The organism is Kitasatospora humi (assembly GCF_020907985.1).
GTDB lineage: Bacteria > Actinomycetota > Actinomycetes > Streptomycetales > Streptomycetaceae > Kitasatospora > Kitasatospora humi.
The window spans coordinates 255,718-276,085 of sequence record NZ_JAJJPA010000001.1 but is presented as its reverse complement, the minus strand read 5'-3'; the positions used below and the strand labels follow the sequence as shown (position 1 = coordinate 276,085).

Below are 20,368 nucleotides of genomic sequence, written 5' to 3'. Positions count from 1 at the left end.
CGGGCCGGTCGGCAAGCACGTACCGGGTCCGGTGAATCGGCGGATCCCGGGCCCGGGTGGCCACCGGCGGGTGGACGGGACAGCGGCCGTCGCCCCGGCGGACACCGGCCGTCGTCCGACGGGACGACGGCCGTCGCCGGATCGCCGTGTCGAGCGGGGAAAAACGGGTAGCCGCACGCCACACGGTTTGGGCAGGAGGTCAAAGCCATGACCGACCCGGAGTTCTATTCACGCGACCGGCCGGACGACCCACAGTTCCCGGAGACCCGACCCCGGGGTGGCGGTCCGGCAGACCACAGCGGGCGATCCCGCTACACCTGGGCATGGCTCGGGATCCTCTTCGCCATCATCTTCATCATCCTGATGTTCATGGCATTCTGACGGGCCGCGACAGGCGTCGGCGCCTTCACATGCCTGCCGGCCCGCTCACCGGTGGCCTTCGCTGCGAGCGGCCGGCCGGCCCCGGAACCGCCCAGCCCGGGCCACTGTTTCCGACCCACCGCCGCCCCGGCCGGCGCTCGCCGACCGGGGCGACTCCGTGCCCGCCCGGGCCCGCGCCCGACTGCCGTGGCGCGACGCACCGCACCGACCACTCCGACCCCTCGCCGACCCCTCAGGGGTCGGCGACGTCATGACGCCGGGCGCCCCCGCTTCACCACCCTGCGCGCCGGCGACCCGCTCCAGTGGAACGCCGCCGACCTGCCCACCGACCTGCCCACCGACGGGGACACCGACGGGGACACCGACGGCCTGAGCACCATGACCAGGCCATCCCGAACTGGTCGGCGCTTCTCACCCGTTGCCCGCACGGCACTGATCCACACAGAATGATCCGCACGGAACTGAGGCGAGGTCACCCTTCCATGGCAGTGTTACGCAGGCTCAACCGGGCCGAGTTGCGGTCCGGCAACGGGCTCGACGCCCAACGGCTGGTGCCTTGGGCGGAATTGAACGCTCCGTACCTGGATGAGATCCCGGCCGGATCCGGCGGCACCGAGCCGCCGGCCGGCCCCATCGATGCCGCGGGCGTTCACCGGCCCGCGGCCCTGAGAAAGGAAGTTCAGTCATGGCTCAGACGGTCAAGGCCGTGGTCGCGCCGGGACGGGGTCGGCCGGTCGAGGTCCGCGAGATCGTGGTGCCGGATCCCGGCCCGGGTGAGGTGACGGTCCGCGTCCAGGCGTGTGGTGTCTGCCACACCGACCTGCACTACCGTGACGGGGTCATCAACGACAACTACCCGTTCCTGCTCGGCCACGAGGCGTCCGGCGTGGTCGACCAGATCGGCCCCGGCGTGACGAACGTCCGGCCGGGTGACTTCGTCATCCTCAACTGGCGAGCCGTGTGCGGGCGTTGCCGCCCCTGCCGGCGCGGCGTACCGACCGCCTGCATGGACGACTTCACGGCCGGCCAGCAGATGCGGCTGACCACCGGCGAGCCGCTCTCGGCCGCCCTCGGGATCGGCGCGATGGCCGAACTCACCCTGGTGCACAGCGGTCAGGCCACCCCGGTCGACCCGGCGGTGGACCCGGCGGTGGCCGGTCTGCTCGGGTGCGGCATGATGTCCGGCCTCGGCGCCTCGATGAACACCGGCCAGGTCGCCCCGGGCGACACCGTCGCCGTCATCGGTGTCGGCGGCGTGGGCTCCGCCGCGGTGGCCGGCGCCCGGCTGGCCGGCGCCACCCGGATCATCGCGGTGGACATCGACGCCCGCAAGCTCGACTGGGCCCGGGAGTTCGGGGCCACCGACGTCATCCTCGCCGACGGGTCCACGGACGTGGTCGCCGGCATCCGGGGGCTCACCGACGGGCTCGGCGCGGACGTGGTCATCGACGCCGCCGGCCAGGAGGAGACCTGGCGCCAGGCGTTCTACGCCCGCAGCCTGGGCGGCACCTTCGTGCTGGTGGCCCGCCCCGACTCGACCATGCGGCTGGAGATGCCGCTGCTGGACGCCTTCCTGCGCGGGGGCACCTACAAGACCTCCTGGTACGGCGACTGCCTGCCGTCCCGGGACTTCCCCGCGCTGGTCGACCTGCACCTCCAGGGCCGGCTGCCGCTCGACCGCTTCGTCACCGAGCGGATCGGCCTGATGGACGTCGAAGCGGCCTTCGCCGCCATGGGCCGGGGCGACGTGCTGCGCAGCGTCGTCGTCCTCGACTGACGTCGTCCCCCGACCAGCGTCGTCCCACCCGACGTCACCGCCGTCCGACGTCATCCCCGACCGACGTCCTCCTGGACCGATGTCATCCCCCGACTGACGCGCACAGGATCGTCCCGCGCCCGGGGGCCGGCCGCAGCCGCCGGCCCCGGGCACCCCGCCCGTCCCTCCTCGAAAGCGATTCCATGCCGACTGCCCGCTCCTCCACACCCGTGCCAGGCCGCTCAGCCCTCGCGATCCTCGCCTCCGCCGCCTTCCTGCTCACCCTGGCCGGCTCGGCCCTGAAGAACACCTTCCAGGTGTACTTCCTGCCGATAGCCCACTCCTTCGGGGTCTCCCGGTCCGGCCTGGCGTGGGCCGCCACGCTGTTCGCGGTCACCACCGCACTCGCCTCGCCGCTGGTCGGCGGCATCGCCGACCGGATCGGCGGCGCCCGCACCCTCGCGGTCGGCACCTTCCTGGCCGGCCTGGCCATGATCGGGTGCGCACTGTCCGGGCAGCTCTGGCTGTTCGTCGTGGTCTACTGCCTGGTCGCCGCGCTGGCCGTGACCATGCTGTCCTACGTCCCGCTCGGCGTCTTCGTCGACCAGCTGTTCCAGGACGGACGCAAGGGCCTCAGCTACGCCCTGATCACCAACGGTGCCGCCGTCGGGTTCGTGGTGCTCGTGCCGCTCTGGTCCTGGCTCGGCGGCCGGTACAGCTGGCAGACCGTGCTGGAGGGCATCGGCGTGGTCTTCCTCGTCGTACTGACGCCGCTGTCGCTGGTGCTGGCCCGGCAGTCCGACCGGCTGACCGCGTCCAAGCCCGCCGGCGGTGCCGAGGACCGGCCCGGACTCCAGTCCCTGGGCGCCCGGGTGCGGTTGTGCCTGCGCGCCGCGCCGCTGCGCCGGCTGGCACTCGCCTTCGTCGGCTGCGGCTTCACCATGGCCTTCATCGACGTGCACTTCGTGCCGCTGATGACGGACCACCACATGGGCGGCACGGTCAGTTCGTCGGCCGTCGCCGTGCTCGGTGTGTTCGAGATCGCCGGCAGCCTGCTGGCCGGCTGGCTCTGCGACCGCAAGCTGGTCAAGCAGGTGCTCGTCGGCGCCTACGCCGCCCGCTGCCTGGCCATGCTGCTGGTCTGGGCGGCGCCGTCCCAGGCCGGCGTGATGCTGTTCGGCATCGTCTTCGGCCTGAGCTACCTGGCCTCCGTCATCGCGTCGTCGCTGTGGATCGCCCAGGTGCTCCCGGCCGAGGTGAGGGGCACCGCCATGGGCCTGACCTGGATGGTGCACGCCCTCGGGGTGGCGGGCGGCAGCCAGCTCGGCGCGGTACTGCGGGACATGACCGGCAGTTACCAGATGATCGTGCTGATCTGCGCCGCCCTGACCGCCGGCTCCGCGCTGATCATCCTCTCCCTCGGCTCCCCCTTCCAGGCCTCGCGGGCGCCGCAGCCCACGCCCGAGCCGGTCGCCTGACTCGCTCTTTCGGCCCACGCGCGGGCCTTTCGGCCCGAACGCGGACCCTTTTGACCCACGCGCGGGCCCGGGCACGCGCAGCCCTGTTCCTGGCGGCCGCATGACGGCACCCTCGGCCCGCGGCGGGGAGCCCTGCGCCCGGGCCCGGGCCGACCGGGTCCGGGCCGACCCGGTCCGGGTCCGGAGGCCGAATGGGCTGAACGGAACGGTTCCGCACCCACGGGCCCGGCAACCGTACCTGACGGCCCGTCACATCGCGAACTGCTTCGTGGGCTTCTTCACCCATGACCCGCGCAGGACCAGCGCCGCCGGAGTTTCGCCACCGCCCGGATTCCGACCACTGCCCCGACAGCAGCAGGGACGGCTGCGCGGAACGGGTGGCGCGAGAGCGCGGCCTGGAACGACCTGCCGTGGGCCTGGTCGTCGAACAGGCCGTGGGCGCCGTAGTCGTGGCCGTCGTCACCGTCCTCGGGCCGCCACAGGTTGCCGTCGCCGGCGGGTGCGCCCTGGGTGCCGGTCTGCTGCGAGTCGTAGCCGGTGCGTGCCAGGTAGCGGTCCAGCAGGGCCGGAGCGAACTTGTTGGCCCAGATGGTCGCCCAGGTGGAGGCGCCCACGTAGTACTGCTTGCGCCGCGGGTGGGCGGCGGCGTGGACCACGGCCGCGGCGGCGACCTCCGGCTGGTAGATCGGCGGCACCGGTTGCGGATGCCGGGGCAGCCGCGACAGCACCCAGGAGAACTGCGGGGTGTTGACCGCCGGCATCTGGACCACGGTGATCCGTACGGCGCTGCCCTCGTGCATGAGCTCGGTGCGCACGGAGGAGGTGAAGCCGTTGACCGCGTGCTTGGCGCCGCAGTAGGCGGACTGCAGGGGAATGGACCGTTCGCCGAGCGCCGATCCCACCTGGACCACGGTCCCTCGGTTCCGCGCGGTCATCCGGTGCAGCGCGGCCATCGTGCCGTAAACGTAGCCGAGGTAGGTGACCTCCGTGACCCGCCGGAATTCCTCCGGCCCGATCTGCGCGAACGGCGCGAAGACGGAGCTGAAGGCGACGTTGACCCAGACCTCGATCGGCCCGAAGGACCGCTCGACCGTGTCGGCCGCCCGTTCCACGGCCTCGGAGTCGGCGACGTCGACCTGCAGCGGAAGGGGCGTGCCGCCGAGTTCCGTCACCTCCCGTGCGGCTGCCTCCAGGCCCCGGCTGCCCCGGGCGAGCAGGGCCACCCGGTCCCCGCGCCGGGCGAACTCCCGCGCGACCGCGCGACCGATGCCGCCGGTAGCCCCGGTGACCACGACCGTTCGTCCCACGACGAACTCCTTTCGGTGCGAGTGTCGGTGCCGGCGTCGGTGCGAGTGACGGAAGCGTTCGGAAGGGCGCGTACCCGGGCTGCCCGTTTCTGAACTCGCCGACCGCGGTGCGCTCCGCTTCGTCCACCGACCGGAGCAGGGTCAGCACGGTGGCCTCCATCGTGCGGCGAGCGTCCTCGGGAGTCAGGCCCATCGTCCGCCAGTGGTGCCAGGCGCTCCAGGTCGTCACGGCGTCAAGGCCGTTGAGCAGGTCGGTGCGGTGGCCCTCGGGCAGGCGGTCGAGTTCGGTGGCGAAGACCTCGGCCAGCCGCAGCCGCCCGAACTCCATCATCTGCCGCACGGCCTGCTGGACCCGCTCGGAGGGGTTCTCCAGCCGGGCGATCGCGACCCTGGTCGGGGTGATCCACTCCAGCAGTCGCGCGCGCTGCTCGGTCAGTGCCGCCGCCCGCTCCGCCAGCCGCCCCTCGGTCGGCAACGGCCGTACCTGTGACGCCAGTTGGTCGAGCCTGCGAGTAACCGCGGCGTCGGCCAGCTGGGCCATGTCATCGAAGTGGTGGAAGACCAGCCGGCGGGATACTCCGGCGCGCTCGGCGATCCGCTCCGCGGCGAACTTGGTCTCCCCCTCCTCCAGCAGGGCGAGCATGGCGTCGGCGATCCGCTCGCGGGTCTGCCGACCGCGTTCGGTGCGGCCGTCGACCGTGTGGCCGGGCCCGGGTGCGGATGACGCATTGCGGCGCATCGGCCCTACCTCCCTCGCGAATTGACATCGTTGCACTCTCGGTGCAAGTCTAGCGCTGCACTCATAGTGCAATTAGTTGGCCCTTCAGCACCGGGCCCACCCGCTCCCTCCACCAATTCGCATCCGAAGGGGCCGCAGGCCGATGTTCATCACCGTGGGGCGCTGGTGCGCCCGCAGACCCAAGCGGGTCGCGGCCGCCTGGCTGCTCCTGCTCGCCGCCGCGCTCACCGCCGTCCTCCACTACGGCCAGGTCACCAGCGAGGCCGTCGTCCTGCCCGGCAGCGACAGCCAGGCGGCGAAGGACACCGGCGACAGCGCCTTCCCCGGCTCCCCCTCCGGCCAGCAGCCGCTGGTCCTGCACACCGCGCCGACCGCGGCCCGGCTGGACGCCGGCGCCCAGCGCACCGCGGTCGAGCAGACCGCGCAGGCCGTCGCCCGGGTGCCGCACGTGGTCGGCGTCACCAGCTTCCTGGACCAGGGCGACCAGTCCGCGCTCAGCGCCGACGGCCACACCGGCTACCTCTCGATCACCCTCGACATGTCGGCCCGCGACATCACCGCCGGCACCACCTCGGCCATCGTCGCGGCGGCGGCACCCGCCACCGCGGCGGGCCTCCAGGTCACCCCGGGCGGCAACCTGGCGACCGCCGCGGACCAGCAGTCGACCGACTACAGCGAGGTCATCGGCCTGGCCGCGGCGCTGATCGTCCTCCTGATCGCCTTCCGCAACCTCGTGGCGGCGGGACTGCCGCTGCTCGCCGGGGGGATCGGGCTCGGCATCACGCTGCCCGCGATCGGACTGATCGGCCACCTGATGGACATACCGTCCGCCGGGCAGACCCTCGCCGCCATGATCGGCCTGGGCGTCGGCATCGACTACACCCTCTTCTGCCTGACCCGGTTCCGCGAGCTGCGGGCCGCCGGCGTCCCGGTCGAGGAGGCCGCAGCCCGCACGACCGCCGGCTCCGGCAAGGCCGTGGCCTTCGCGGGCAGCTCCATCGTCGCCGCCCTCACCGGACTCTGCCTGGGGCAGCTGCCCCTGCTGTACGCCCTGGCCCTGGCACCGGCGATCGCCGTCCTGGTCGCGATGGCGGTGAACCTGACCCTGCTGCCCGCCGCCCTCGCCCTGCTCGGCCACCGGCTGGGAGCGGACCGGACGCCGGGCGCCGCCACCGACCGGCCGCGCGGCTGGGCCGCGATCGCACGGGCCGTCACGGCCCGGCCCTGGCGAGCGCTCGCGGCGGCCCTCGCCCTGCTGGCCCTGCTCGCCCTGCCCGCCGCGCGGCTGGCGTTCGGCCAGATCGACGCCGGCGCCAACGCCGCCGGCACCGACAGCCGCACCGCCTACACCCAGCTGGCCGACGCGTTCGGGCCCGGCGTCAACGGCCCGCTCCAGGTCACCGACACCCTGCCGACGCCGGCCACCGGCCCCACCGACCCACGCCTCACCTCCCTCACCAGCGCACTGCGGCAGAGCCAGGGAGTGGCCTCGGTCAGCCCCGCGCAACTCGCCTCGGACGGCCGGCACGCCCGCTGGCAGGTGTTCCCCACCACCGCACCCTCCGACCCGGCCACCACCGCCCTGGTGCACCGGCTCCGCGCCACCACCCTGCCCACCGCCACCGCGGGCAGCGGGCAGGTCCTGCACGTCGGCGGGGTCCCGGCGGCGCAGGCCGACCTCAACGACCGGATCGCCTCGCGCATGCCGCTGATCATCGGGTTCGTGCTCACGGTCGCGGCCCTGCTCCTGCTGCTCGCCTTCCGCTCCCCGCTGGTGGCGGCCAAGGCGGCCCTGATGAACCTGCTGGCCGTCGGCGCCTCCTACGGGATCCTGACGGCCGTCTTCCAACGAGGCCATGGCGCGCACCTGATCGGGCTGCACGGCGCCGTCCCCATCCCGGGCTACGTCCCGCTGCTCATGTTCGCCGTGCTCTTCGGCCTGTCCATGGACTACGAGGTGTTCCTGCTCAGCGCCATCCGCGAGTCGTACCTCCAGCACGGCGACAACCGGCAGGCCGTGGTCACCGGCCTCGGCCGGACCGGACGGATCATCACCTCAGCCGCACTGATCATGGTCAGCGTCTTCCTCAGCTACCTGCTGAACGACGACCCCGTGGTGAAGATGTTCGGCATCGGCCTGGCCGGCGCCGTCATGCTCGACGCGACCGTCGTGCGCGGCATCCTGGTGCCCGCGACCATGGCCCTGCTCGGCAACGGCAACTGGTGGCTGCCACGCCGGCTCGACCAGATCCTCCCGCACCTCGACATCGAAGGCGACGGGCAGCCGTCCCCGCACGACGACCGCACGGCGGCGGACACCGCCGGGGCGACGGAGGCGGACTTCCCGCTGCCGACCGGCCAGACCTGACCCCTCCACTCCTCACCCAGTACGACCCGTCAACCAGGAGCGCTCCTCGTGCACCAGCCCCTCCGCCGCCGCCTGCCCGCCCTCATCGCCTTCGGCATCGCCGCCGGCACCACCGTCGTCACCGCGCCGGCCGCCCACGCGGACCCGGACTGCGGCCGAGCCCCGGTCCAGTACTCCCTCGACGGCGGCGCCCACTGGACGAACAGCCCCACCATGCCGAGCGAGTCCGGCACCGTGCAGGTCCGGCTGGCCGGCAATCCGTCCGCCGGCTGCGACTACCACGTCTCGCTGGCCTCGTACTCGACGCAGGGGGCGACCTGGGCCACGTCCGGGACCCAGACCTTCCTGGGCTGGGCGACCGTGACGCTCAACCGCGGCGACTACCGGGGAACGCTCGACGTCGGCGCCCACCTGCCCCCGTGCTACGGCGAGATCGCGCTCTACGGAGACGGCGAGAAGTACGACGGCAGCGACAGCGACCACCCCATGCCGCACTACCCGGACGACCCGTTCTCCGGCCTGGTGATCTCCTCCTGGAACGGCGGCACGGCCTGCGCGCCCAAGCCCTCCCCCAGCCCGACGAGCCCGGGGGCATCTCCGTCGGGGCCGGCCACCCCGTCCGCCCCGCCGAGCCCCGCCCCGGCCGCCCCGGCCGGCCCGGCCGGCACCTCCGCGCCGCCGAGCCCCGCCTCCCCCGCCCCGGCCGGCCCGGCGCACCCGAGTCCCGGGGCCGGCCCGGTGCTGGCGTTCACCGGCAGCGACGGCGACCGGCTCGCCGCCACCGCCGCCATCGGCGCGGCGCTGCTGGTCGCCGGTGCCGCGACCACGGTCGTCGTCCGCCGTCAGGCCAGGCGCCGCTGACGGCCTGACACCGCAGCCGGAGTCAGCGGATCCGAGGCGGGGCCGGTGGGACGACGCGCCGACCCGGAGGGCACCGTCCCACCGGCCCGGGACGCGGCGGCGTGGTTGACTGCTGATCGGGGCACCCGGCCGTGCGGGGCCGCACCCCCACGATGAGGAGGCGGGACTGTGATGGACGACCAGCTGGATCTGCCCCCGGTGACCATGCCGGTCAACCACGTCGAGGCGGTGCCCAGGCGGGTCCGCGCGCTGCTGGGCGGTGAGACGGTGTTCGACACCGTGCGGGCGCGCTACGTGTGGGAGAAGCCGTACTTTCCGCAGTTCCACGTGCCGTTGGACGATGTGCGCGCGGAGTTGCTGGTGCCGGACGAGGAAGCCGCGGTCGAGGAGACCTCGCGTGGGACGGCGCGGTGGTTCGGGCTGCGCGTGGGCGAGACGGTGCGGCCGCGGGCCGCGCGGGTGTTGACCGAGTCGCCGGTCCCGGGGCTCAGCGGCACCGTGCGGTTCGAGTGGGCGGCGCTGGACGCCTGGTACGAGGAGGACGAGCAGGTCTTCGTGCACCCTCGCAACCCCTATGTGCGGGTGGACGCGCTGCGCTCCACGCGCAGGGTGCGGGTGGAGCGCGACGGCACGGTGCTGGCCGAGTCCTCGTCGCCGGTGCTGCTCTTCGAGACCGGGCTGCCGACCCGGTACTACCTCAACCGCACCGACGTCGACTTCACGAAACTCGTGCCGAGCGACACCGTGACCTCGTGCCCCTACAAGGGCACCACCAGCGGCTACTGGTCCGCCCGGATCGGCAACCGGCTGCACCCCGACCTCGCCTGGTGCTACGACTTCCCGACCCGCGAGGTGCAGCCGATCGCCGGCCTGATCGCCTTCTACAACGAGCGCGTCGACCTGTTCGTCGACGGCAAGCGCCTCGACCGTCCCAGGAAGGACGTCTGACGGCCGGCTGCCCGGCCCGGCGACGAGGGGAGCACGGGCGAGGCCGGCGCGCCCATCGACCACCTTCCCTCCTCGCCCCCGGCTCAGCGCCCCGGATCCGGCTCAGGCGCGCCTCCAACCCCGCCCGGCAGGCAGGCAGCCCGCTCCTCCGCCACGATCGAGAACATCGCGGAGTCCGGAGCGGCCCCTGCTCGCCGGGCGCCCAGGACCGCGACCGGTTCCGCAGCGCCCCCCGAACCGGGCCCCCACCGCTGGTGCATGGCCGCGACGCACGGGGGTAGCCGCACCGAGTGGGCACAGGAACGGATAACACGCGTGGCAACGCGGCAGTCTCCGGGGGTGACGACCGCCCGACTCTCGGAGTCGAGGAGGAGTACCTGCTGCTCGACCCGGAGACAGGACTGCCCGTGCCCCGGGTCGATGCGGTGCGAGCGGCGGCCGGCCTCCACCCGGCGGTGGAGCACGCCGAGCTCCAGCACGAACTGCTGCAAGCGCAGGTGGAGATCGCCACGCCGGTCTGCCGGGACCTGTCCGAGGTCGGCGGCCACCTGCTGCGCCTGCGGCACGCGCTGGCGGCGGCCGCGGAGGGGACCGGCTGCCGGCTGGCCGCCTGCGGCACCGCCCCGTACGCCGAGGCCCTCCCTCCGGCCATCACGGACACGCCCCGATACCACTCGATCAGGCGGGACGTCTCCCGGCTCGCCGACGAGGCGCTGATCAACGGCATGCACGTGCACGTCGCCATCCCGGACCCGACCACCGGCGTGGCCGTGCTCAACCGCCTGCGCGGCTGGCTGCCCGTGCTGACCGCACTGTCCGCCAACTCCCCCCTGTGGTGCGGCTCGGACAGCGGCTTCGCGAGCTGGCGCACCGTGGTTTTCGGCCGCTGGCCGATCAGCGGGATCCCGCCGCTCTTCGCGGATCCCCAGGACTACGAGCTCCGGATCGACCACCTGCTGGCCGCCGGCCTGATCCGGGACCGCGGGCAGCTGTACTGGCAGGCCCGGCTGTCGGCCCGCTTCCCGACCATCGAACTGCGCGCCATGGACGTCCAGCTCCGCGCCGACGAGGCCGTGATGCTGGCCGGCCTGGTCCGGGCGCTGGTCCTCACCAAGCTGCGGGAGCAAGCCAACGGAGACCCGGTGCCCGACCGGACGCCGGAGAGCCTGCACGGGGCCGGGTGGCACGCCGCCCGGTACGGCTTGGCCGGCACCTTGCACGACCCGGACACCGGTCTCGCCCGCCCGGCCGGCGACCTGGTCGAGAGCATGCTCGACCACCTGCGACCGGTGCTGGCCGAACTGGGGGACACGCGGGCGGTGGTCCCCCTGGTCCACCGCACGCTGCGGGAGGGGAACGGCGCCGAACGCCAGCGGCGCGAGCTGGCGGAGCACGGACGCTCCGGGCTGGTCGCCATGATCACGCAGCAGAGCGCGGCCGATTGACGCGGCTCCAACGCCCCGCGCGTGCCGCCCGCTCCGCGGCCCCGGTCGGGGCGCCGTCGCAGGGCCCGGGATCCGGTCCGCGGTGACCGCCTGGCCCGTCGGGGGACGAGCCGAGACGGAGCCGGTCCGCCGGCGGAGCGCCTGTTTCCGGTGCCCGGCCGAGTGCTTCCGGTACCCGGCCGAGTGTTTCCAGTGCCCGACGGAGGGCAGACGGTCGAAACATCCTTCGTCGGGAGGAGCGATGGACGCGACCCGCTGCCGGTTCCGAGCACTTCGGCATCTGGCTCGGTCCGATCGCCGTGACCTGTGGCGTTCCACCACCACCTGGACGAAGAAGCTGTCCCGCCGAGCGTGGGAGCGGGGCCGGGAGATCGAGCTGATGCACAGGTCACTGGCGTTCGCCGCCCTGTTCTTCCTGACCCTGGTACCCCTGCTGATGGTGATCGCCGCAGCCTCCCCTGCCCGGGGCAACGGCATCGCCGACTGGATCACCGATGCCCTCGGGCTCTCGGCTCGCGGCAGCCACGCGGTCAGCACGCTGTTCAGTTCCCGCGGTCAGATCCTGAGCACCACCACGGCCTTCGGCCTCACCGCACTCGCCGTCTTCGGCATCTCCCTCACCAGCGCGATCCAGGTCGCCTACGAGCGGATCTGGCACCTGCGCGCCGGCAGCTGGCACCAGGTGTGGCGGCAGGCGCTCGCCCTGGGCGGCGTGACCGCCTACCTGGTCATCGCTGCTTGGAGCGGTGTGCCGTGGCACCACACCGCGGCCCAGCCGGCGCTGCGGGTACTCGCGTCACTGGCCGGAGGGCTGCTGCTGTTCTGGTGGCTACCGCGGCTCCTGCTCGGCACCCGGGTGCCGTGGCGCAGGCTGCTGCCCGGTGCCGTCGCCACCGTGGTCGCCCTGGTCGGCCTGCGGTACTTCTCCCAGCTCGTCTTCGCACCGCTGCTGGTCTCCAACGCCGTCTCCTACGGGACGGTCGGGACCGTCCTGGTGGTCGAGTCGTGGCTGACCGGTGTCGGCTTCACGCTCTACGGCGGCGCTGTCCTGGGCTGGGCGCTGTGCGGCTGGCAGCGGCAGCAGGAAGGCTGACGCCGCCACCTCGCACCGCTTCCGTGGACGTCGCGCCCTTCCCCCGGGCCCCGGGTCTGCACGGGCGTCGGCTCCGACCTGGTGACGGCGTCCCCGACAGGCCGGTTCGCCGTGCATCCAGCGGGTACCCGCCGAGCATGCTCACCGTGGGCGTGGAGGAGGAGTACCTGCTGCTGGACCCCGCGACCGGCGTGCCCCTGGCCCGGGCCGCGCGTGTCGCCCAGGCAGCCGGACAGCAGCGCGCGCTCGGCGGCCACGAGGTCCAACGCGAACTGCTCCAGGCGCAGCTGGAGGTCGCGACCCCGGTGTGCCACGGGCTGGACGAGGTCGGTGGGCACCTCCTGCGCATGCGTCACGCGTTGGGTGAGGCCGCGCGGCAGGCCGGTTGTGCCCTGGCCGCAGTCGGCGCCGCACCGCTCTTCGGCGTCCGACCGGTACCGGTGACCGCCACGCACCGCTACCTGGCCATGCGCGAGGACACGCGGCAGCTGACCGATGAGCAACTGATCTGCGGCATGCACGTCCATGTCGGCGTTCCCGACCGCGCCGGCGGTGTGCGGATGCTGAACGGGCTGCGGCCATGGCTCGCGCTACTGGTGGCCCTGGCCGCGAACTCGCCGATGTGGCAGGGCCGCGACACCGGCTTCGCCAGCTGGCGGACCGTTGTCTTCGGGCGCTGGCCCGTGAGCGGACCGCCACCCCTCTTCGCCGACGCCGACGACTACGAGCGCCGCACCCGGGCCCTGATCGACTGCGGCCTGATCCGTGACACCGGGCAGATCTACTGGCAGCTGCGCCTCTCCGAGCGCTACCCCACCGTCGAGGTCCGCGTGATGGATGTCCAACTGCGGGCAGAAGAGGCGGTCATGCTCGCCGGCACGGTGCGCGCGCTGGCCCAGCAAAGTCTGGCCGGCCGGCCGGGGGAGCGCCCGGCCGACCGGCTGCCTGCCGAGTTGCTGTCCGCAGCCGTTTGGCACAGCGCGCGACACGGCTGCACGGGCACGGTGCTGGATCCCGTCCGCGGGCGGCTGGTGCCCGCCGGTGAGGCGGTGGACGCGCTGCTCGACTTCATCGGCCCCGCGATCGAGGACACGGGCGACGCGCGGCAGGTCGCCCCGGTGCTGGAGCGGCTGCTCCGCGAAGGCAACGGGGCCGTGCGCCAGCGGCGGGTACTCAGCTGCTTCGGCCGCAGCGGTCTGATCCGCGCCCTCACCGACCAGACCACCGGTGCCTGACCGCCAGGTGGCCCGGCAACCAGGGGTCCACCGGTTTCCTCTTACGTTCCGCTCGCACCGGGTGGCGTACGGGGGGCCTGGTGCCGTTCCTCCTCACTCCACTTGCTGGTGTCCCTGGGCTCCACGTACGGCTCGGCGTCCGGCGGGTGCCCACTGACGATGGCGCGTTCGCGGGCCAGCTCCGCGTCGAACTCCAGACCCAGCAGGATCGCCAGATTGGTGATCCACAGCCACACCAGGAAGATGATGATCCCGGCGAGGGTGCCGTAAGTCTTGTTGTAAGAGCCGAAGTTCGCGACGTAGACCGAGAAGCCCGCCGACGCCACCACCCAGATCACCAGTGCGACGACACTGCCCGGCGTCAGCCACCGGAAGCCCCGCCCGCGGGCGTTGGGAGCGGCCCAGTACAACAGCGCGATCATCAGCGACACCAGGACGACCAGTACCGGCCACTTGGCGACCGACCACACCGTCACGGCCGTGTGACCCGCTCCGAGTACGGCACCCGCCCGCTCGGCGAGGCTCCCCGTGAACACCACGATCAGCGCGCTGGCCGCCGCCATCGCCATCAGCGCCGCCGTCAGCGCCACGCGCAGCGGGGTGAGCTTCCACACCGGCCGACCCTCGGGCATGTCGTAGACGGCGTTCGCGGCGCGGATGAACGCCGCCACGTACCCCGACGCCGACCACAGTGCCAGGAGCAGGCCGACGATCACCATGGCCGATCCCAGACCGGCGCGGCCCTGCAGCTGCTGGATCGCGCTGACCAGGATGTTGCGCGCCGCGCCGGGGGCGAACCGTTGGACATTGGCGAGCGCTTGGTCGGTCGCCGACCTGCCGGCCAAGCCGATCAGCGAGACCAGCACGAGCAGGGCCGGGAACAGCGCCAGGATCCCGTAGTACGTCAGCGTCGCAGCCCGGTCACCCAGCTGATCGGCCTTGAACTCCTTGACCGTGCGGCCTGCCACCGCCCGCCACGACCCACTCGGCAACCGCGAGGGTCGGTCGGGGGCCCGGCGCGTCGTCGTGCCCTGCGGTCCGGGTTTGGTCTTCCTCACGCGATCCATGCACGGCGGCTTTCCAGCGATCTCGCCGGGGAAACAACGATGGCACCCCGCGACGCGGGGAAATCCCTTTCCCGTGTCGCACGGCCTTTCCTCGGAGGGAACGCGAACACTCCCGATTCAGTGCGGCCCGTCCGGTGCGTGGGCACCGGCGCGCTGGACGGCGCCGGTGTTTGGTGCGTCGGCTGCCGGGACAGGCGCCCCGCGCGGGTTCCCACGAGCCGGAACAGCCGCCGCGCGTCGTGCTCGGGGTGTGCCCGTGCGGAGAACGACGGCGGAGCCGACGCGTCCCGTTGGGAGATCCGTGCGAGCAGAAAGGGGCCGAACGATGAATCCCGAGACACCGCGTGGCGGAGAGACCCGGGCGGGCCGGATCGACCCGACGCGGCCGGCCACCCTGCACGCACCCACCCGGCTGGCCGCCAAGAGCCGCTACCAGCTGGCGGGATGATCGCCCGTCACGCATGCTCGGCCGGGAAGCACGACCAGATACCCGTCCAAGGAGTCGCCATGCTCCGTGCGTCCCGCGTCATCGGGCTACTTGAAGCGGCCTGCGCAGCCCTCGCGCTCTTGGCGGCGAAGCCCGCCATCTCGGTCTCACCGCCACTGTCCGCCCCCAGGATCATCAAGCACTTCGACCTGGCCCAGGGCCGGCTGCCGGAGAACATCGCACTGGAACCGGACGGCTCCGCGGACCTCACCCTGTCCCTGGCCCGACAGATCGGACGCGTGGGCGCCGACGGTGAACTCACCGTCCTGGCCACGTTGCCCGCCCCCGCGGACCCGGCGACCCCGCTGGTCGGCGTGCCGCTCGTGGAGGGCATCACCCGGGCCCACGACGGCACCCTGTTCTTCACCTACGCGACCGGGACGGACGACCTCACCGGCATCTGGCGGCTGCGCCCCGGGGGCGCGCCCGAACGGATCGCCGCGCTGCCCGCGAACGTCTTTCCCAACGGCCTCGCCCTCGACGAGCGCGAAAGCGTGCTCTACTCCACCGACTCCGCCCTCGGCGTGGTCTGGGCGGTGCCCCGCGCCGGCGGAACCCCGACCGTCTGGACGAGCGGCAGGGTGCTCGAACCCACCACCGGCTTCGGCGCCAACGGACTCAAGGTCCACCATCACGCCCTCTGGGTCGGCAACACCGATACCGGCACCCTGCTGCGCATTCCGATCCGCCAGGAGGGCTCCGCCGGACCGGCCGAGACCAGGGCCACCGGCCTGACCGGCATCGACGACTTCGCCTTCGTCGGCCCCGGCGACAGCCTGATCGCCGCCCTCGACGTCACCAACGAGGTCGTGCGCATCGCGCCGGACGGCAGCCACCACACCGTGCTCACCGGACGGGACGGTCTGTCCAACCCCACCTCGGTGGCGGTCTGCGGCACCACCGTCTACATCCCCAGTGCCGCCTACTTCACCCGCTCGGACCCCAACCTGCTGCTCGCCACCCTCGAGTCGTAGTCGCAGTCGCAGTCGGCGCGCGGCGGTCGGCAGTCGGCGCGCGGCGCGCGGCGCGCGGCGGTCGGGGGCAGGCCGGGCAGGCTCGGCGCGACGAGCCACTGAGCACCGGCGCGCCGGACGTCCGAAGGCCCGGACCGCGATCGGTCCGGGCCTTCGTGCCGGCGGGAGGATGCGGGACCCGACCCTCAGCGGGTCGGTGCGTACGGGCGCATCATCTCGTTGTCCTCGTGCTCGATGATGTGGCAGTGCCAGACGTAGCCCGGTCCTTCGACGGGATCGAAGGGGTAGCGGTTCTCTCCCGGCGAGACGGCCGCAACCTCGGTCGTACTGGGCGCCCAGCGGGCGATCAGCCTGGTCACCTGACCCGGATTGGTGTTGACGGTGTCCTTCCAGCCCGCCTCGTTGGGGTCCGGCGGCAGCACCGGCCCGGTCAGGAAGGGGCTGAAGGCGGGGTTGCCGCCGAGCGCGCCGTCCGCGTTCGGAGTCAGGTAGTCGCGGGGCGGCCCGTAGCCCGGGATGACCGTGCCGGGCTGGTAGTCGACCTCGCCCAGGGTACCGTCGCAGAGCTGGCCCTCGTACGTGCCCCCCGGGAACTCCGCGGCCCAGGCGGCGAGATAGCCGGCGACATCGATGCACTGCCGGTTGAGGACCTGGAAGCTGACCAGGTGGAGGTGCATCGGGTGGGCGAACAACGAGGTGTTGAGGACCTCCCAGATCTCGGTGGCCCCGACGCGCGGCCGTTCGGTCAGCCACAGGCCCTGACCGTACCGGTCCGGCCGGGAGCCTTCGATCGGCGTGCTGGTACCGGCGCGCAGGCCGGTCCACATGCTGTTGTTGACCAGCGCGATGAGCGTTCCGCCGCTGCCGCCCGGCGGTACCGCACACGGCACCGTGTCCGGCTCGTTGAGCACGAGTTGCCGGTCGGCGTGCACCGTCACCCCGGGAGCCACCCGGCCGCTACTCGGGTCGGCGAGCCGGACGATCTCGGGCGGCCGCCCGGGGCCGCCGCGCAGCGGGGCACCGGTCGCCGGGTCGTAGGTGGTGTCCCGGCCGGAGAGCGGCAGGGTCACGTCGATGCGCATGAGCTGACCGTCCAGGGACGGGTCCGGCGGCGGGCCGAGGGGGTACGAGTGGAGCGCCGTGTTGGTCAGGACCAACGAGCAGCCTTCGAGCCCGGCGAAGTCGATGATCAGATCGGCGCGTTCCGCCGGCGAGAGGTTGAGCCGGAGCGCGTTCGCCTGCCCGGGCGCGTTGAGCTCCACGGGGGTGTCGAGCAGTCCGCCGTCGGTGCCGATCTGCCAGAACGGGACGGCGGACGGCGCGTTGGACCGGTCCGCGTTCGGCGCGTCGGTGAGGCTCATCGACAGGTACCGCGCGTTGCACCCGTTGAGGAAGCGGAAGCGGTAGCGGCGTGGTTCGACGGTGAGCACCGGCCAGGTGCGGCCGTTGACCACCATCGCGTCACCGAGGTACGTGGAGATCCAGTACGGGTGCGCGGCCGGGTTCTGCGGCGGGATCACCAGGGCGGCGGCCGGATTCGAGCCGTCGGGGAAGAGCAGTTGCCCGTTGGTGTCGAACTGCCGGTCTTGGATCGCGAGTTCGATCTCGTACGGGTCGGCCGGGAGCCCGAGGGGGTTGTCCGGCCGGCCGGTGTCGTACTGGTCGCGCACGAGGTAGAAGGCGGCGAGCCCGGCGAACACGTTGAGCCGGGTGATGCCGAGGGCGTGGTCGTGGAACCACAGCGTGGTCGCCGGTTGGACGTTCGGGTACCGGTAGACGGCCTCGTTCGGTGCGGCCGGGCCGCTGGTGGCGTATCCGGAGCCGCGCTGGCCGCTCGGGGTGAACCAGGCCTGCGGCCCGCCGTCGACGGTGGAGGGCACCTCTCCGCCGTGCAGGTGCGCGACGGCCGGGATCGGGCCGCGATACGGCTCGCAGGAGCCCATCTGGTGCAGCGGGTCGGCCCAGTGGAGGGTCTGGTCGACCGTCAGCAGCGGCGCCACCCGTGATCCGTCATCGACCCCTGGCAGCTTGTTGACGTAGCGGACGGTGGTGGGGCGCCCCTCCCGTGCCTCGACGGTGTAGCCCGGCCAACTCGCGGGCCGGTCCGCGACCTGGTACCCCCACACCCAGGTGCCCTCGGCGTACGCGTCCGGATACATCGAGGGCGGCAGCACGTGCTGGGCGAACTCGACGAAGGACGTCGTCATCGACGATGCGTCGACCCGTTGGCCGCCGAACGTCGGCAACGCGGTGACGTACTTGGGAATCGTCGCGCCCGGCAGCGGAGTCTGTGGCTGCAGGACCGACGCCGCGGCCCGCTGGGGGTCGATCAAGCCACCGATGGCGGTGACGGACGCGGCGCCGAGGCATCCTGCGAGAAGCAGCCTTCGACGGCTCAGCTGTTCCGGGCCGAACGGGTCACCACTTGTTCTCTCCGACATGGCAGGCCTTCCTGAAGGCTGTCCAGTAGCTCATCCGAAGCTGGTCAAGGGCGTGCTGCGCTGACGATCCGTACCTGCGAATTCCACTCGCTGCTCGGCTGCACCGAACGAGGGAGCACAACACCCGGACCAGGGGCATGCCGATTCACGGGTCGACCCGCAGAGGAGTGGCGATACTGCCCGCAGGTGTTCCTGCGGGAACTCCGCTGCCGACGACCCCCGGCATGCGCATTATGACTACGGAAAGCATATATATGCTGACTCTTCGCACACGGAAGGGCCACGCTGTCATGCTTTCCGGACCGCGGCGGCCCTGTAGCGTCCGGTCCGGGGCTGCTGCTCAGCTGACCGGAGTCTGCGGCTGGACGGCCAGTCCGAGGCGGTCCTTGAGCGCGCGCTCGCCGGCGTCGGTGAGCGCGACGGCGCGGTTTGTGCCGATCCGAGTGATCCAGCCGGCGTCGAAGGCGTGACGACACAGGGCGGCGCCGACGGCGCCGGCCAGGTGGGGACGGCGTTCGGTCCAGTCCAGGCACGAGCGAACCGGCGGGCGCCGCGCGGCGGGCGGTAGGGCGATGCCGAGTTCGGCGAGCCAGGCGGTCCCGTCGCTGGTGAGAGTCAGCCCCTGCTCCCAGTCCAGCAGCCCCCGATCGGTCATCGCCTCGGTGATCGCGACCCCGAGAGCGCCGGCGAGGTGGTCGTAGCACGTGCGGGCACGGGCCAGCGCCCGGCTGCGGTTGGCAGCGGGCAGAGAGCGGGGCGGATCGGCGCGTCGAGGCGCCATCGAGGCGATCTTCTCGATCAGTTCGGCCGTGTCGGGGTCGGCCAGGCGCACGTAGCGATGGCGGCCTTGGCGCTCCTGCGTGAGCAGTCCTCCGCTGACCAGGAGGTTCAAGTGCCCGGTCGCCGTCGAGGCAGCCACTCCCGCATGGCGCGCCAACTCGGTCGCGGTCCATGCCCGGCCGTCCAGAAGGGCCAGGCAGAAGTCGGCCCGGGTGCCGTCGGCCAGCAGGACGGCCAGGGCCGCCAGGTCAGGGCCCCCGACGTGAGTGTCATGGTTGTTCATCGCCGTCCATTGTCTTCCCGCGATCCTTCGGCCCCCGTCGAAGCGTCCCCGCTCTACGGTCGGCCCCATGAACACCGCGACGTCCAGCAGCGTGCCCACCGACCTGCCGTCCGAGCACGTGACCGTCACGCCGAGCATCCTGTACTTCGGCACGCCGGTCGTGCTGCTCTCCACGGAGAACGAGAACGGCTCCTTCAACCTTGCCCCGATGTCCTCAGCGTGGGCACTGGGCCACGTGATCGTCCTCGGTCTCGGCGCCGAGGGACAGACCGCGCACAATCTCCGCAGCCGCCGTGATCTGGTGGTCAACCTCCCCGGGTCCGCGCAGTGGCCGGCGGTGGAGCGATTGGCGCCGCTGACCGGGCGCACCCCGGTACCGGTGGGCAAGCGCGGTTCCTTCCGTTTCGAGCCGGACAAGTTCGCTGCCGCCGGTTTGCGACCTCAGCCCTCCGAGCTGGTCCGACCGCCCCGCGTCGCCGAATGCCCGATGCAGTTGGAAGCCCGCGTCGCCCGGGCCCAACCCGATTCCTCCGGAGAGTTCGTCATCGTCGAAGCCCGTGTGCTCAAGGTGCACGCGGATCCCCGGATCATCGTTTCCGGTACCCAGCACATCGACCCAGCCGCGTGGAGCCCGCTGATCTACAACTTTCGCCACTACTACGGACTCGGCCCCGAACTCGGCCACAGCTTCCGCTCCCAGACAGCCTGACGGAGCCAGGACCGCG

At 72.6% G+C, this 20,368-nt stretch carries 16 protein-coding genes and 1 pseudogene; 12 read left to right on the top strand and 5 right to left on the bottom strand.

Annotated features, from left to right (window positions below):
• Positions 1-207: 207 nt before the first annotated feature.
• The 3 genes from LN042_RS01290 to LN042_RS01280 all read left to right on the top strand — a co-directional run bounded on the left by LN042_RS01290 (position 208) and on the right by LN042_RS01280 (position 3,615).
• Positions 208-381 (top strand): hypothetical protein, encoded by a 174-nt coding sequence (locus tag LN042_RS01290; protein WP_230047836.1) that lies wholly within the window; start codon positions 208-210, stop codon positions 379-381.
• A gap of 685 nt (positions 382-1,066) precedes the next feature.
• Entirely contained in the window at positions 1,067-2,158 is a 1,092-nt protein-coding gene (locus LN042_RS01285; protein ID WP_230047835.1) for an S-(hydroxymethyl)mycothiol dehydrogenase, read from the top strand.
• 209 nt (positions 2,159-2,367) lie between these two features.
• The gene (locus LN042_RS01280; protein ID WP_230047834.1) at positions 2,368-3,615 is read left to right on the top strand and encodes an MFS transporter; all 1,248 of its coding nucleotides are present in this window, start codon (positions 2,368-2,370) and stop codon (positions 3,613-3,615) included.
• 278 nt (positions 3,616-3,893) lie between these two features.
• On the opposite strand, the gene LN042_RS01275 is transcribed toward LN042_RS01280, so the two are convergent.
• Together LN042_RS01275 and LN042_RS01270 are read right to left on the bottom strand one after the other, a co-directional pair.
• Positions 3,894-4,922, bottom strand: coding sequence for an SDR family oxidoreductase (locus LN042_RS01275; RefSeq protein WP_230047833.1), 1,029 nt, complete (start codon positions 4,920-4,922; stop codon positions 3,894-3,896).
• 529 nt (positions 4,923-5,451) lie between these two features.
• Positions 5,452-5,565: pseudogene (locus LN042_RS01270) on the bottom strand (TetR family transcriptional regulator); the annotation flags it as partial.
• A 238-nt stretch (positions 5,566-5,803) separates the two neighbouring features.
• Between LN042_RS01270 and LN042_RS01265 the strand changes: the two are divergent.
• The 6 genes from LN042_RS01265 (at position 5,804) to LN042_RS01240 (ending at position 13,611) form a co-directional block, all read left to right on the top strand.
• Positions 5,804-8,029 carry an MMPL family transporter gene (locus LN042_RS01265; RefSeq protein ID WP_230047832.1) on the top strand — a complete coding sequence of 742 codons (2,226 nt, stop codon included), beginning with the start codon at positions 5,804-5,806 and terminating at the stop codon, positions 8,027-8,029.
• Between the two features lie 48 nt (positions 8,030-8,077).
• Positions 8,078-8,890 carry a hypothetical protein gene (locus LN042_RS01260; RefSeq protein WP_230047831.1) on the top strand — a complete coding sequence of 271 codons (813 nt, stop codon included), beginning with the start codon at positions 8,078-8,080 and terminating at the stop codon, positions 8,888-8,890.
• A gap of 171 nt (positions 8,891-9,061) precedes the next feature.
• Positions 9,062-9,838 carry a DUF427 domain-containing protein gene (locus tag LN042_RS01255; protein WP_230047830.1) on the top strand — a complete coding sequence of 259 codons (777 nt, stop codon included), beginning with the start codon at positions 9,062-9,064 and terminating at the stop codon, positions 9,836-9,838.
• A 290-nt stretch (positions 9,839-10,128) separates the two neighbouring features.
• Complete coding sequence (locus LN042_RS01250) at positions 10,129-11,283, top strand: carboxylate-amine ligase (protein ID WP_308191745.1); 1,155 nt, start codon at positions 10,129-10,131, stop codon at positions 11,281-11,283.
• A 280-nt stretch (positions 11,284-11,563) separates the two neighbouring features.
• The gene (locus LN042_RS01245; protein WP_504871015.1) at positions 11,564-12,376 is read left to right on the top strand and encodes a YhjD/YihY/BrkB family envelope integrity protein; all 813 of its coding nucleotides are present in this window, start codon (positions 11,564-11,566) and stop codon (positions 12,374-12,376) included.
• A gap of 137 nt (positions 12,377-12,513) precedes the next feature.
• The gene (locus LN042_RS01240; protein WP_230047828.1) at positions 12,514-13,611 is read left to right on the top strand and encodes a carboxylate-amine ligase; all 1,098 of its coding nucleotides are present in this window, start codon (positions 12,514-12,516) and stop codon (positions 13,609-13,611) included.
• 41 nt (positions 13,612-13,652) lie between these two features.
• Here the strand turns inward: LN042_RS01240 and LN042_RS01235 are convergent, their stop codons facing one another.
• Positions 13,653-14,678 (bottom strand): YihY/virulence factor BrkB family protein, encoded by a 1,026-nt coding sequence (locus LN042_RS01235; RefSeq protein ID WP_230047827.1) that lies wholly within the window; start codon positions 14,676-14,678, stop codon positions 13,653-13,655.
• Positions 14,679-15,003: 325 nt separating this feature from the next.
• Between LN042_RS01235 and LN042_RS37100 the strand changes: the two genes are divergently transcribed.
• Positions 15,004-15,126, top strand: coding sequence for a hypothetical protein (locus tag LN042_RS37100; protein WP_283843514.1), 123 nt, complete (start codon positions 15,004-15,006; stop codon positions 15,124-15,126).
• A 59-nt stretch (positions 15,127-15,185) separates the two neighbouring features.
• Positions 15,186-16,139 (top strand): NHL repeat-containing protein, encoded by a 954-nt coding sequence (locus LN042_RS01230; RefSeq protein WP_230047826.1) that lies wholly within the window; start codon positions 15,186-15,188, stop codon positions 16,137-16,139.
• Positions 16,140-16,324: 185 nt separating this feature from the next.
• On the opposite strand, the gene LN042_RS37095 is transcribed toward LN042_RS01230, so the two are convergent.
• A complete protein-coding gene (locus LN042_RS37095; RefSeq protein ID WP_283843513.1) occupies positions 16,325-18,580 on the bottom strand; it encodes a multicopper oxidase family protein in 2,256 nt (751 codons plus the stop codon).
• 340 nt (positions 18,581-18,920) lie between these two features.
• Positions 18,921-19,643 carry an ArsR/SmtB family transcription factor gene (locus tag LN042_RS01220; RefSeq protein WP_230047825.1) on the bottom strand — a complete coding sequence of 241 codons (723 nt, stop codon included), beginning with the start codon at positions 19,641-19,643 and terminating at the stop codon, positions 18,921-18,923.
• Positions 19,644-19,710: 67 nt separating this feature from the next.
• Between LN042_RS01220 and LN042_RS01215 the strand changes: the two genes are divergently transcribed.
• Positions 19,711-20,352, top strand: coding sequence for a flavin reductase family protein (locus tag LN042_RS01215; RefSeq protein WP_230047824.1), 642 nt, complete (start codon positions 19,711-19,713; stop codon positions 20,350-20,352).
• The last annotated feature ends 16 nt before the right edge of the window (positions 20,353-20,368 follow it).